At 65.4% G+C, this 13,882-nt stretch carries 12 protein-coding genes and 1 pseudogene; 10 read left to right on the top strand and 3 right to left on the bottom strand.

Going from position 1 to position 13,882, the window contains the following annotated elements:
- The first annotated feature begins 185 nt into the window (after window positions 1-185).
- Window positions 186-2,810, top strand: coding sequence for an alanine--tRNA ligase (alaS, locus tag AC07WT_RS15280; protein ID WP_494947631.1), 2,625 nt, complete (start codon window positions 186-188; stop codon window positions 2,808-2,810).
- Between the two features lie 125 nt (window positions 2,811-2,935).
- On the opposite strand, the gene AC07WT_RS15275 is transcribed toward alaS, so the two are convergent.
- On the bottom strand, window positions 2,936-3,841 hold the full coding sequence (locus tag AC07WT_RS15275; RefSeq protein WP_494947630.1) for a LysR family transcriptional regulator: 906 nt from the start codon (window positions 3,839-3,841) through the stop codon (window positions 2,936-2,938).
- Window positions 3,842-3,955: 114 nt separating this feature from the next.
- On the opposite strand from AC07WT_RS15275, the gene AC07WT_RS15270 reads away from it, so the two are divergent.
- The 9 genes and pseudogenes from AC07WT_RS15270 (at window position 3,956) to AC07WT_RS15230 (ending at window position 12,134) form a co-directional block, all read left to right on the top strand.
- Window positions 3,956-5,230, top strand: coding sequence for a YbfB/YjiJ family MFS transporter (locus tag AC07WT_RS15270; RefSeq protein WP_494947629.1), 1,275 nt, complete (start codon window positions 3,956-3,958; stop codon window positions 5,228-5,230).
- Window positions 5,231-5,753: 523 nt separating this feature from the next.
- Window positions 5,754-6,113, top strand: a pseudogene (locus AC07WT_RS15265) (threonine aldolase); the annotation flags it as partial.
- 72 nt (window positions 6,114-6,185) lie between these two features.
- Window positions 6,186-6,716, top strand: a complete 531-nt coding sequence (locus AC07WT_RS15260) for an NUDIX domain-containing protein (RefSeq protein WP_492590854.1) — start codon at window positions 6,186-6,188, stop codon at window positions 6,714-6,716.
- A 30-nt stretch (window positions 6,717-6,746) separates the two neighbouring features.
- A complete protein-coding gene (gbd, locus tag AC07WT_RS15255) occupies window positions 6,747-7,895 on the top strand; it encodes a 4-hydroxybutyrate dehydrogenase (RefSeq protein ID WP_494947628.1) in 1,149 nt (382 codons plus the stop codon).
- An 87-nt stretch (window positions 7,896-7,982) separates the two neighbouring features.
- On the top strand, window positions 7,983-8,432 hold the full coding sequence (locus tag AC07WT_RS15250; RefSeq protein ID WP_494947627.1) for an acyl-CoA thioesterase: 450 nt from the start codon (window positions 7,983-7,985) through the stop codon (window positions 8,430-8,432).
- Window positions 8,433-8,436: 4 nt separating this feature from the next.
- Window positions 8,437-9,375: a branched-chain amino acid ABC transporter permease gene (locus tag AC07WT_RS15245; RefSeq protein WP_494947626.1), complete on the top strand. Its 939-nt coding sequence runs from the start codon at window positions 8,437-8,439 to the stop codon at window positions 9,373-9,375.
- Window positions 9,368-10,675, top strand: coding sequence for a branched-chain amino acid ABC transporter permease (locus AC07WT_RS15240; protein ID WP_494947625.1), 1,308 nt, complete (start codon window positions 9,368-9,370; stop codon window positions 10,673-10,675). Before AC07WT_RS15245 ends, AC07WT_RS15240 begins: the two co-directional genes overlap by 8 nt.
- Window positions 10,672-11,424 carry an ABC transporter ATP-binding protein gene (locus AC07WT_RS15235; RefSeq protein WP_492590849.1) on the top strand — a complete coding sequence of 251 codons (753 nt, stop codon included), beginning with the start codon at window positions 10,672-10,674 and terminating at the stop codon, window positions 11,422-11,424. Before AC07WT_RS15240 ends, AC07WT_RS15235 begins: the two co-directional genes overlap by 4 nt.
- Complete coding sequence (locus AC07WT_RS15230; RefSeq protein ID WP_494947624.1) at window positions 11,421-12,134, top strand: ABC transporter ATP-binding protein; 714 nt, start codon at window positions 11,421-11,423, stop codon at window positions 12,132-12,134. The genes AC07WT_RS15235 and AC07WT_RS15230 overlap by 4 nt, the downstream gene beginning before the upstream one ends.
- Window positions 12,135-12,145: 11 nt before the next feature.
- Here AC07WT_RS15230 and iolB read toward each other — a convergent pair whose 3' ends face one another.
- Window positions 12,146-12,946, bottom strand: a complete 801-nt coding sequence (gene iolB / locus AC07WT_RS15225) for a 5-deoxy-glucuronate isomerase (protein ID WP_494947623.1) — start codon at window positions 12,944-12,946, stop codon at window positions 12,146-12,148.
- Window positions 12,943-13,881 (bottom strand): myo-inosose-2 dehydratase, encoded by a 939-nt coding sequence (gene iolE, locus AC07WT_RS15220; RefSeq protein WP_494947622.1) that lies wholly within the window; start codon window positions 13,879-13,881, stop codon window positions 12,943-12,945. Before iolE ends, iolB begins: the two co-directional genes overlap by 4 nt.
- Window position 13,882 lies beyond the last annotated feature (1 nt).

The raw sequence follows: 13,882 nt of genomic DNA, 5'->3' as shown, positions 1-13,882 counted from the left end.
CATAAGACGCGTGACGTGCGCCGCCGTGTCTCACGCTACCCGGCGAAACCTGGCCGAACGGCCAACGGTGCGGCGCGCGCCGCCGCGCACCGGCGCCGATCCCGTATAATCAGTCGTTTAAGAAACAATCAGTTGGCGCATCCCACGATGCAGCCGGTAACAGCCAGGACCGTCCCCCGCACGCTATGAAAGCCGCCGAAATCCGCGAGAAATTCCTCAAGTTCTTCGAATCGAAGGGCCATACGATCGTTCGCTCGTCGAGCCTTGTGCCCGGCAACGACCCGACACTGCTCTTCACCAATTCGGGAATGGTGCAGTTCAAAGATGTGTTCCTCGGCGCGGAATCGCGTCCGTACTCGCGCGCCACGACCGCGCAGCGCAGCGTGCGCGCCGGCGGCAAGCACAACGATCTGGAAAACGTCGGCTACACCGCGCGTCACCACACGTTCTTCGAAATGCTGGGCAACTTCTCGTTCGGCGACTATTTCAAGCGCGACGCGATCCACTACGCGTGGGAGCTGCTGACCGGGGTCTACAAGCTGCCGAATGACAAGCTGTGGGTGACCGTCTATCAGGAAGACGACGAAGCGCACGACATCTGGGCGAAAGAAGTGGGCGTGCCGGTCGAGCGGATCATCCGCATCGGCGACAACAAGGGCGCGCGCTACGCATCGGACAACTTCTGGCAGATGGCCGACACCGGTCCGTGCGGGCCGTGTTCGGAAATCTTCTACGACCACGGCCCGGACGTGTGGGGCGGCCCGCCGGGATCGCCTGAAGAAGACGGCGACCGTTACATCGAGATCTGGAATCTCGTGTTCATGCAGTTCAACCGCGACGCGCAGGGCAACATGACGCCGCTGCCCAAGCAGTGCGTGGACACCGGCATGGGTCTGGAGCGGATTGCAGCGGTCCTTCAGCACGTGCACAGCAACTATGAGATCGACCTGTTCCAGGCGCTCATCAAGGCGGCCGGCCGCGAAACCGGCGTGGCCGATCTGACGAACAACTCACTGAAGGTAATCGCCGATCACATCCGCGCCTGCTCGTTCCTGATCGTCGACGGCGTGATTCCGGGCAACGAAGGCCGCGGCTACGTGCTGCGCCGGATCGTGCGCCGCGCGATTCGCCACGGCTACAAACTGGGCAAGAAGGGGTCGTTCTTCCATCGCATGGTCGCGGACCTCGTCGCGCAAATGGGCGGCGCCTATCCGGAACTGAAGGATGCCGAACAACGCGTGACCGACGTGCTGCGTCAGGAAGAGGAGCGCTTCTTCGAAACCATCGAGCACGGCATGTCGATCCTCGAAAGCGCGCTGGCCGATCTCGAGGCCAAGGGCGGCAAGACGCTCGACGGCGAACTCGCATTCAAGCTGCACGACACCTACGGTTTCCCGCTCGATCTGACGGCGGACGTGTGCCGCGAGCGCGAAGTGACGGTCGACGAAGCCGCCTTCGACGAAGCCATGGCGCGTCAGCGCGAACAGGCTCGTGCGGCCGGCAAGTTCAAGATGGCGCAGGGCCTCGAGTACTCGGGCGCGAAGACCACGTTCCACGGCTACGAAGAAATCGTCTTCGACGATGCCAGGGTGATCGCGCTGTATGTGGACGGCGCCTCGGTGAAGCAGGTGGCCCACGGCCAGCAGGCCGTCGTCGTGCTCGACCACACGCCGTTCTATGCGGAGTCGGGCGGCCAGGTCGGCGACCAGGGCGTGCTGGCTAACGCGAGCGTGCGCTTTGCGGTTACCGACACGCTGAAGGTGCAGGCTGACGTGGTCGGCCATCACGGCACGCTGGAGCAGGGCACGCTTAAGGTCGGCGACGTCGTGAAGGCGGAAATCGACGCGGTGCGCCGCGCGCGCACGGCCCGCAATCACTCGGCTACCCATTTGATGCACAAGGCGCTGCGCGAAGTGCTCGGCTCGCACGTGCAGCAGAAGGGCTCGCTCGTCGATCCGGACAAGACCCGTTTCGACTTCGCGCACAACGCGCCGATGACCGACGAGCAGATCCGTCGCGTCGAACAGATCGTCAACGCCGAAGTGCTGGCGAACGCGCCGGGCATCGTGCGGGTCATGCCGTTCGACGAAGCGGTGAAGGGCGGCGCGATGGCGCTGTTCGGCGAAAAGTACGGCGACGAAGTGCGCGTGCTCGACCTCGGTTTCTCGCGTGAGTTGTGCGGCGGTACGCACGTGCACCGCACGGGCGACATCGGCCTGTTCAAGATCGTGATGGAAGGCGGCGTTGCTGCCGGCATTCGTCGCGTGGAGGCGATTACTGGCGACAACGCGGTGCGTTTCGTGCAGGACCTCGATGCGCGGATCAATGCGGCGGCGGCTGTTTTGAAGGCGCCGCCGTCGGAGCTGGCGCAGCGGATCGTGCAGGTGCAGGATCAGGTGAAGTCGCTGGAGAAAGAGCTTGGCGCGTTGAAGTCGAAGCTCGCGGCGAGCCAGGGTGATGAGCTTGCCGGACAGGCGATCGAAGTGGCCGGCGTGCATGTGTTGGCTGCCACGCTCGAGGGCGCGGACGTGAAGACGCTGCGTGAAACGGTCGACAAGCTGAAGGACAGGTTGAAGAGCGCGGCGATCGTGCTGGCTTCGGTCGAGGGCGGCAAGGTTAGTCTGATTGCCGGCGTGACGGCGGATGCCAGCAAGAAGGTCAAGGCCGGCGAGCTGGTCAATTTCGTAGCGCAGCAAGTTGGTGGGAAGGGTGGTGGACGCCCCGATATGGCACAGGCCGGTGGTACCGAGCCGGCGAATTTGCCTGCGGCGCTTGCCGGTGTGCGGAGTTGGGTCGAAGGGCAGCTTTAAGGCCGCAGGTGTTCTGCTGCGCGGGCTGGCGGATGTGGTTGTTGTCGTTGCAATTCGCTCGCGCAGCAGTGGTTTTTTGCCCTGGCGGCGCTCATTCGTAAAAACTGCTGCGCAAGAAAGACAAATCAGGAACGAGCCGCCACCGCAGGTGCCCCAGCCGCATCTTCATGCGCCATAAGCGTCTGCTTCAGTGCATTCAAAGCAGAAGAAAAATGCCCCCGTCGCCAGACGAGCAGCGTATCGATCACCCCAATATCAGCAAGCGCATGCACGGCCACATTGCTGGTATCGGCTTGCAGATCCAGCACCGAGCGCGGCGCCACAGCCACCCCGGCCCCAGCGGCGACGCAAGCCAGAATCGCATGATAAGAGCCAAGCTCCAGCACTCGAGCCGGCCTCACCCCATGCTCTAGATACCACTTCTCGATATAAGCCCGATAAGCACAGCCGCGTTCAAACGCGATCAACGTCGATAAAGCAATATCCCGCACTTCGCGAATCGGCCGATGCCCCCGCGGCGTCAGCATCACCAGTTCTTCGCGGAACACCGGTACCGTTTCGAACAACTCGCCAAGCACGGCAGGGTCCGGCGGCGTCGCCACCAGGGCGGCGTCCACTTCGAATTCACGTACCCGCTCGATCAGCTTGCCCGTGGTGCCGGTTTCGAGTTCGAGCGCGACGTCGGGCCAATTCTGGTGATATTGCGCGAGCAGTCCAGGCAGGCGCGTTGCCGCCACGCTCTCCATCGTACCCAGCCGCAATCGACCACTCGGACGATCCTCGCGCACGGCATGGCGCGCTTCGTCGGCGAGCGCGAGCAGCCGCTCCGCGTAGGGCAATAGCGTCTCGCCAGCCGGCGTCAAAACGAGGCGCCGGCCGTCGCGGATGAACAGATCGGTGCCCAGTTGTTCTTCAAGCTGCTTGATGCGCGTCGTCACGTTCGATTGCACGCGATTGAGCTTGGCAGCGGCGCGCGTCACGCCGTTTTCCCGCACGACTGCGCGGAAAATGGTCAAGGCGGCCAGATCCATGATTCTCTCCAGGCGATAGGTTGCATCCAAATTATTCATTTTTCGTGATCGAAAGGTCAAGCTAATATGGATCAATGCGCAGGCGACCGCCGGCGCCGCTTACATCTTCCGCCCATGAACGATCTCGCCTCGAACGTGCAAGAAACATCCGCCGAACGTCACGCTGCCCGCCGCGCGGCGCTTGCCTGCATGGTCACGCTGGCGGTGGCGCTTGGCATCGGACGCTTCGCGTTCACGCCGCTGTTGCCGCTGATGCTTCACGGCAGCGTCTTCGGACAGCCGCAAATCGACATCCAGCACGGCGGCTGGCTCGCATCGTTCAATTACGCGGGCTATTTCATCGGCGCTGTCATGTGCGCGGCGCTGCGGGTCGAGCCGGCGCGGATGGTCCGCGCCGGCCTCGTCGTCACGGTCTTGCTGACACTGGCGATGGGGGTCACGAGTCAGTTCTGGATTTGGGCCGTCGTGCGCTTCGTCGCCGGTGCGGTCAGTGCCTGGACCTTCGTATTCGCATCGCAGTGGGGCCTGCGGCGGCTGGCCGAACTCGGTGCGCACGGGTGGGGCGGGGTGATTTACACGGGCCCCGGCGTCGGGATCGTCGGCACGGGATTGCTGGTCAGCGTTGCGGGCGGCTATGGCGCGACGGCGGGTTGGATCGGCTTCGGGCTCATCGCGGCCGTGCTGTCGATCGTGGTGTGGCCGATATTCGGCGCTGCGCACGGGTCCACTGCGAGAAGCACCGGCCCCGGTCCGGCCGGATCAACCGCCAGCGCCCATGCGCGCCAGCATGCCCCGAGCCGCACCGCACGCCGCGCCGACGCCTTCTGGCTGGTCCTGCTCTACGGCGTGCCCGGCTTCGGCTACATCATTACCGCGACCTTCCTGCCGGTGATCGCACGCCACGCGCTGCCGGGCTCGGCATGGCCCGATCTGTTCTGGCCGATGTTCGGCGCGGCGCTGATCGCCGGCGCATTGCTGGCGGCGCGGCTGCCGGTGCATTGGGACAACCGCACGCTGCTCGCGGGATGCTACGTGCTGCAAGCCTGCGGCATCGCGCTCGGCATCGTCTGGCCGACAGCGGGCGGCTTCTCGCTCGGCAGCATGCTGATCGGTCTGCCGTTCACCGCGATCACCCTGTTCGCGATGCGCGAGGCGCGCCGTTTGCGCGGCGACGATGCGGCCGGTCTGATGGGCTATGCGACCGCGGCGTACGGCATCGGTCAGATCGTCGGCCCGCTGGTAGCGGCGCCGATCGCCGAACACAGCGGATCGTTTTCGCCGGCGTTGTGGCTGGCGGCGGGCGCGTTGCTGCTGGGCGCGGCCGGCCTGATCATCGTGGCGCGCATGCCGCGCGGCCGTGGCCGCATGCCCGATTGCGGCTGCTCCTGACTGCACGCCAAACAGCGACGTGCCACACAGCGACGAGCCAAACGACGTCGAGCCAAACGACGGCACGCCAAACAGCGATGCGAGGCACGTATTCGGGGCACCCTCTCTCAGCCGCTCTGCAAAATTTCCTGCGCTAAACCCGTTCCGCCAGTACGCCCACGTCGACTCGTCGATTCGTCGGCTCGCGCTTCAGTGAAACGCGCGCGTCCGCGAAAAGAAGCAAGCGTTGAGCCGGCCGTCCTTCAAATCTTCGCGTCAACCGGGTCCGCAACGGCGCGCACCGCAAGTTCCTCTGGCCGTGCTTCGGCGAAACATGCGCGTGTCGAGGCGGCGCCCGCCAAATCTGATCAATCGAAAACAAATAACCCATTGGCGCACTAAAATGACCGCTTTCCCGCCATCTCAGCGCCTGTCGCCGGGCGCGCCGCCAACCATGCAACATTTCGCGTCCGACAACTACGCCGGCATCTGTCCCGAGGCGCTCGCCGCGCTGATCGCCGCCAACCATAGCGGCCACGAACCGGCCTATGGCGACGACGCGGCCGGCCAACTGGCCTCGAAGATGCGGTTCATCCCGGCGCCCTGGCGCGGCCTGCTCGACAACGACGTATGGCTGCGCAACGCGCGCCACGCGAATGCAATGGCGCAATTGCTGCAATCGCGGTTGCAGGAAATTCCCGGGCTGAGCATCATGTTTCCCAGCGAATCGAATGCGGTGTTTGCGCAGTTGCCGGCGCAGGCTGCCAAGGCGATGCGCGCGCGGGGCTGGAAGTTCTATGAATTCATCGGCGCGGGCGGTTGCCGCTTGATGTGCGCATGGGACACGCAAGCGGAAACCGTCGAGCGTTTTGCCGTCGAAGTGCGCGAACTGTGCGCGGCCTGAAACCGCGCTCGCCATACCGCGCGGCACGCAAGACATAATCAGACACAAGACATAAGACACCTCCCTCTCGCCATGACTCAATACCAATTCTGTCCGCGCTGCGCCACACCGCTGGCCGAGCGCGTCGACGCCGAGCACGAAGGCGGCCGCGTGCGCCAGGCCTGTCCCGATCCGGAATGCGGCTACGTCCACTGGAACAATCCGCTGCCGGTGGTGGCCGCGATCGTCGAGTACGAGGGCAAGATTCTGCTCGCGCGCAACGCCGCGTGGCCGGAAGGCACGTTCGCGCTGATCACCGGCTTTCTGGAGAACGGCGAGACGCCGGAAGAGGGCATCGCCCGCGAAGTGCTCGAAGAAACCTCGCTGCGCGCCGAGACAGTCGAGCTGGTCGGCGTGTACGAATTCATCCGCAAGAACGAGCTGATCATCGCGTATCACGTGAAGGCTTACGGGACGATCGCGCTGTCGCCGGAATTGCTCGAATACCGGTTAGTCGAACCCGCCAGGCTGCGGCCGTGGCGCGCGGGCACCGGTCAGGCGCTCGGCGAATGGATGCGCCGGCGCGACCTGCCGTTCGAGTTCGTGGAGAAGCCCGGACAATAGGCGGGCCCGAAATAAAGGAGGGAGGTCGGCATGGCCTATATCTACTATCTGACCCATATCCATCTTGGCTACGACGCGCTGTCGCAACTGGCGTCGGAGTGCGCGCGGATCGGTATCAAGCGGCCGCTTCTGATTACCGACAAGGGCGTGGCCGCAGCCGGCATCGTGCAGCGCGCGCTCGACGTGTTGAAGTTCGGCGACGTGCCGGTATTCGACGACACGCCGTCGAATCCGACGGAAGCGATGGTGCTGGCCGCCGCCGGGCGGTATCGCGACGAAGGCTGCGACGGGCTGATCGCAGTGGGCGGCGGATCGTCGATCGATCTGGCCAAAGGTGTGGCGATCGCGGCCACGCATCCAGGCGCGCTGACCCAGTACGCGACCATCGAAGGCGGCAGCCCGAAAATCACCGCCGCCGCTGCGCCGCTGATCGCCGTGCCTACCACCGCGGGCACCGGCAGCGAAGTCGCGCGCGGCGCGATCGTGATTCTGAACGATGGCCGCAAGCTCGGTTTTCACTCGTGGCATCTGCTGCCGAAATCGGCGTTGTGCGACCCGGCGCTCACCCTTGGCTTGCCGCCCGGTTTGACTGCCGCGACCGGCATGGACGCGGTCGCGCACTGCATCGAAACCTTCCTCGCGCCGGCCTTCAATCCGCCCGCCGACGGCATCGCGCTGGATGGCCTCGAGCGCGCGTGGGCCAACATCGAACGCGCGACGGCGGACGGTAGAGATCGCGCAGCACGCCTGAACATGATGAGCGCATCGATGCAAGGCGCAATGGCGTTTCAGAAAGGCCTCGGCTGCGTGCATTCGCTGTCGCATCCGCTGGGCGGCCTGGAGGTGAACGGGCGCACGTCGCTGCATCACGGCACGCTGAACGCCGTCGTGCTGCCGGCGGTGCTGCGTTTCAACGAAACCGCTGACACCGTGGTCGCCGATAGGCGCTATGCACGGATGCGTCGCGTGATGGGTTTGCCGGAGAACGCGGATCTCGCGCAGGCGCTGTTCGACATGACCGCACGGCTCGGTTTGCCGACCGGCCTGAAGCAGATGGGCGTCGACGAAAGCATGTTCGACAAGGTCATCAAGGGCGCGCTTGCCGATCACTGCCACCGCACGAATCCGCGCGAAGCGACCGCAGACGACTACCGCCGCATGCTGACCGAGTCGCTTTGAACCGGCCAGGCAGAACAACCGCCGATGAGATAACGCCCAACACAGCGACCAACACAGCGACCAACACAGCGACCAAGAACCGTCACGATGAATAAACCCGCACCGGCCGCGCGCGCGGCGTACCCGCACTTTCTGCCGATCACGACGCGCTGGATGGACAACGACGTCTACGGCCACGTGAACAACGTCGTCTACTACAGCTACTTCGATACGGTGGTGAACGAGTATCTGATCCGCGCGGGCGTGCTCGACTTCGAGCACGGCGCGACGATCGGCCTGGTGGTCGAGACGCATTGCAACTACTTCGCGCCGCTGGTGTTTCCCGACCGGGTCGACGCGGGCTTGCGGGTGGCGCGGCTCGGCACCTCGAGCGTGCGTTACGAAGTGGGGCTTTTCAGGGAAGACGACCATCAGCCCGCCGCACAAGGTCATTTCGTGCACGTCTACGTGGATCGCGTGACGCGTCGTCCGGTGACGCTGCCGGCGCCATTGCGCGCCGCGCTCGAACCGCTGACGGTCGCGGCGCAAGCGGAATAGGCGCGTGCAGTCGTTCGTCATCAATCTGCTGAACGGCGTCAGTTACGGGCTGCTTCTGTTCATGCTGTCGGCGGGCCTGACGCTGATTTTCAGCATGCTCGGCGTGCTGAACTTCGCGCACGCGAGCTTCTATATGCTCGGGGCGTACGTCGGGTTTTCGGTGGCGGCGCATGCGGGATTCTGGGCGGCGCTGGTGATCGCGCCGCTGATCGTCGGGACGATCGGCGCGGCGCTGGAGCGCGGGCTGCTGCGCCGCGTGCGTCCGCACGGTCATCTTGCCGAGTTGCTGCTCACCTTCGGCGCGGCCTATCTGCTCGGCGAAGCGGTCAAGCTCGGCTGGGGCTTGAGCGCCCTGAGCGCGACGGTCCCGGCCGCGCTCGAAGGTCCGTTGTTCACCGTCTACGGCGCGGCCTTCGCGCGCTATCGGGCGTTCATGATGGCGGTGTCGCTGGCGATGCTCGCGGTGCTGTACGCGGTGCTGCGCGTGTCGAAAGCCGGTTTGATCGTGCGCGCGGCGCTCACGCACGCGAGCGCCGTCGAAGCGCTCGGTCACAACGTGCCGCGCGTATTCACCGGCGTGTTCGCGGCGGGCACGGCGCTCGCCGCCTTGGCCGGCGTGATCGGCGCGCCGCTCTTCGTGATCGAACCGGCGATGGCGGAGTCGGTCGGGTCGATCGTCTTCGTGGTGGTCGTGATCGGCGGGCTCGGCTCGTTGAGCGGGGCGCTGGCGGCCTCGTTGATGGTCGGCTGCGTGCAGACCCTCGCGGTGGCGAGCGACGTCTCGCTGGGCGACGTCATGTCCGTGTTCGGGGAATCGCTGCCGTCCGAATGGGACGCGCTGACGCTCGCGCAACTCGCGCCGCTGATTCCCTATCTGCTGCTCATCGCGATGCTGGCGCTGCGCCCGCGCGGACTCTTCGGCCGGCGTGACGACCATGCGTGAACTACACGAACCGCCTGAACTGCATGATCCGGCTGAATCGCCCGTGGCCCGGCCGCGTTCGAGGTGGCGCCTGTTCGCGCCGTGGCTCGCGCTCGGCGCGTTCCTCGCGGTGCCGCCATGCATATGGCCGCAAAGCTGGCTGCTCGCCTATCTCGCGCAGACCGCGACGATGATCGTCTTCGCGCTGTCGTACAACTTGCTGCTCGGCGAAACGGGACTGCTGTCGTTCGGGCATGCCGCCTATGCCGGATTGGGCGCGTTGATTGCCGCGCAGGTGTTCAACGGCATCGGCGTGCCGCTGGTGCTGTTGCCGTTGATAGGCGGCATCGGCGGCGCGCTGTGCGGAGCGCTGCTCGGTTTCGTGTCGACGCGGCGCGCCGGCACCGCGTTCGCGATGATTACGCTCGGCATCGGCGAACTCGTCGCGGCGGCCGCGTGGACCTTGCCCGACTGGTTCGGCGGCGTGGCCGGCGTGCCGATCGATCGCGCGAGCGGGCCGTTGCTCGGCAGCTGGAGCTTCGGCCCGGCATCGCAGGCCTATGCGCTGATCGCGCTGTGGTGCGTGCTGGCGACCGCTGCAATGTTTGCACTGTCGCGCACGCCTTTCATGCGCCTCGCCAACGCCGTGCGCGACAACCCGGCGCGCGCCGCGGCGATCGGCTGTTATCCGCGCCGCATCCGCTATGGCGTGGTGGTGGCGTCGGCGTTTTTTGCCGGCATGGCGGGGACCTTGGGGTTGATCAACGTCGAACTGGTGTCGACCGAAAGCGTCGGCATGATGCGCTCGGGCGCGGTGCTGATCGCAACGGTGATCGGCGGCACGGCGGCATTTTTCGGACCGGTGGCGGGCGCTGTCGTCCTGACCTTTTTCAGCGTCGCGGTGGCGAGCGTCACGCGGGCGTGGCTGTTTTATCTGGGGCTGTTCTTTATCGTGGTCGTGGTGGCCGCGCCCGAAGGTCTCGCGGGCTTCGTGCAGCGGCACACGGCCCGCGTCGCGGAATACGGCTGGCGCGTGTGCAGCAAGGCTTATCTATTGGGTACCGCCGCCGCGCTGCTGTGGACGCTGGCCGTCGTACTCGCGGTGCAGTGGGCCTACGCCGCTCAATTCGGCGCGGACGACGGCGCGTCGTTCAACGTTATCGGTATGCCGATACTAACGGCTTCATCGCATCTGTGGCTGGGGGCGGCGGTTTGCATGCTGAGCGCGTTCGGCGCGCTTGCGGCGCATTACGCGGCTCGCGCGCGAGCACGCCTTGCCGTTATCTTGCGTCGTACGCCGGCAAGCGGAGGCGCGCGATGATCCCGGCCCTCGCGCTCTACGGCATCGAGAAACGCTTCGGCGCGACGCAGATTCTGCGCGGCGTCGATCTCTTCATCGAACCCGGCGAGCGTCACGCATTGATCGGCCCGAACGGCGCCGGCAAGTCGACCCTCTTCAACCTGATTGCCGGCGGCGCGCGGCCGAACGCCGGGCGCATCGATCTGTTCGGCGCGGAGATCACGCGGCTCGCGCCGGCCGCGATCACGCGCCGTGGCCTCGCGCGCAGCTTCCAGACCAGCAGTGTGTTCGCGCGGCTGAGCGTGTTCGACAATTTGCGCTGTGCCGCGCAGCTTGCCGAGCGCGATCGCACGCGCTGGTGGCAGCGCGTCAGCGGTTCGCGCACGGTCGACGCGCGCGCCGAACAGGTGCTCGAGTCGGTAGGGCTGAGCGGACGCCGGCACATGCAAGCCGGCACGCTCAGCTATGCGGAGCAGCGCGCGCTCGACTTAGGCCTTGCGCTCGCGGGCGGCGCGCACACCTTGCTGCTCGACGAACCGACCGCCGGCATGAACCGCGCCGAAGCGGCGCGCGCGATCGAACTGATTCGCGAGACGACCGCCGGCCGCACGCTGCTGATGGTCGAGCACGATATGGACGCCGTGTTCGGTCTCGCCGATCGCATCTCCGTGCTGGTGCGGGGCCGCGTGATCGCGACCGGCACGCCGGCGGCGATTCGCGCGGATGCGGCGGTGCGGGCTGCTTACCTCGGCGACGGTTTCAGCGCATGACGGCCTTGCTCGACATAGCGGGACTGAATGCCTGGTACGGCGCGAGCCAGGCGTTGCATGGCGTCACGCTGCGGCTCGACGCGGGCGAAGTGCTCGCGCTGGTCGGGCGCAACGGCTCCGGCCGTTCGACGCTGGCGCGCGCCATCATGGGCCTCGTGCGCAGCGAGGGCGAGTTGCGCTTTGCCGGCCATTCGCTCGGCGGGCTGCGCACGTTCGAAATCGCCCGTCTGGGGCTCGGCTATGTCCCCGAGCATCGCGACGTGTTTCCGGCGCTGAGCGTCCACGAGAATCTGCAACTCGGTGTTGCGCCGCGTGACCGGGGCCGCACGCCGCGTTTCGCCTTCGACGACGCGTACAAGCTATTCCCCGTCCTGCGCGAACGAAAACGCACGCGGGCCGGCGCGTTGTCGGGCGGCGAGCAGCAGATGCTGACGCTCGCCCGCGCGCTGCTCGGAGACCCCGATCTGCTGGTGATCGACGAACCCGGCGAGGGCCTCGCGAGCCTGGTGATGGGGCAGGTTGCGCAGTGTCTGCGGATGCTGCGCGATCGTGGCGTGGCGATGCTGCTGATCGAACAGCGCCTTGTGATCGCGCAAGACATCGCAAGCCGGGTCGCGGTGATGGGGCATGGCGAGATCGTCTTCGACGGCGCGCTCGCGTCGTTTCTGAAGCGGCCCGATGTGATGCAGGAATGGCTCGGCGTGGGTTGACCGCTGAACGGTCAACTATCCTTATTGATAATCCACTCATGCGCCGGATCGTTCCGGAAATGCCAAACCCTCTGCCCGCCGGCCATGACGTTCAAGTAATAAGATTCATACCCGTACGGTACAACCACCGGATGATATCCACGCGGCACCATCACGACGTCGTGATCCTCAACAGCCATGGACTCGTCGATGTCCCTCAAATCGGTATAAACACGCTGAAAGGCAAACCCTTGCGGCGGATCGAGCCGATGATAATAAGTCTCCTCGAGCGAACTCTCATGCGGCACATTATCGGTATCGTGCTTATGCGGCGGATAGCTCGAAGCATGCCCGCCGGGCGTCCGAACCTCGACAACCAGCAAAGACTCCGCAGGCTCGGTCTGCGGAAGAATATCGCATACGTATCGCGTATTGAATCCCTTCCCGCGTGTCGAGCGCTTCATCGAAGCAGGCTCAATCAGCCTCGCCGGATAGACGCCTTTAGCCGGCGCGCTGGCCACGCCAATCTCGGCATCGCGGCAAGCCCGCACCGTCGCCCGCACGCCCGGCGGCAAATACAAGGCATACGGCGCGGCATCCTCGAATACGCTGTCGCGTGAGCCCAGCGAACTCCAGGTGGCGTCAGCGGTCTCGACATCCACGGTGCCCGTCAGCACCACGATACAAACCTCCCGCGACGGCTCGAGCACATGCACCACCTCATTCGCACCCAGTCGATACGCGGCAAACCCCACGTACCGCCAACACGCCGACTCGGGTGTCACCCGCGCGATCGTCTGGCCCTCGCGCTGCGCCTTCACCAATAAACTCATGCTGCCTCCTGCTCAGTCGCGCCACCGGTGTCGAGCGGTGCATCGACCAACGCTCGCAAGGTCCGATATCCCTTCTGCGCATAGTCAAACGACGGCGCGATCACCGGATCCTGTTCGGCCTCGACCACCAGCCAGCCACGGTAACCATGCCGCTTCAACCGGTCGATGATCGCCGGAAAATTCACTGCGCCATCGCCCGGGACGGTGAACGCACCGTTGATCACCGCATCGAGAAAGCTCCAGTTGCGATTGCGCGCCAGCTTCATCACCGCCGGACGCACGTCCTTGCAGTGCACGTGACACACGCGCGCGATGTGCTTGTCGAGTACCGTCAACGGATCGCCTCCGGCAAACGTGATGTGCCCGGCGTCGAACAGCAGGCCGACTGCGTCGCTCGTGCGCGACATCAGTTGATCGACGTCGGCCGGCGTCTCGACGTACGCGCCCATGTGATGATGATAGGCGAGCCGCACGCCGCGGCTCAGCGTATAGCGCGCGAATTCATCGACGCGGGCGGCGTAGGCGTCCCACTGTGCGTCGCTGAAAAAACGCGGCCGTTGATACAGCGGTTGCGGCGCGCCCTGGATCGAATCGGCGACTTCGCCGTATACCATCACCGTCGCGCCATTCTGCGCGAGCAGTTCGAGATGCGGGCCGACCGCGGCGATTTCCTCTGCGACGCTGCGTCGCGCGAGCCGTCCCGCGAGTCGTCCCGAGTACCACCCGGACACCAGAGCCAGGTCGTATTGCGCAAGCAGCGTCTTCAATGCCCGCGGTTCACGCGGAAACTTGTTGCCGAGTTCGAAGCCCTGATAGCCGATCGTGCGTCCTTCGGTGAGCGCGACTTCGAGCGGCGTTTCTCCGCCGAGCGACGGCAGATCGTCGTTCATCCACGACAGCGGGTTGATGCCGATACGTACGTCGAAAGCAGTCATG

Source organism: Paraburkholderia sp. GW821-FHT02A12 (assembly GCF_059422005.1).
This window is presented reverse-complemented; position numbering and strand designations above follow the sequence as displayed.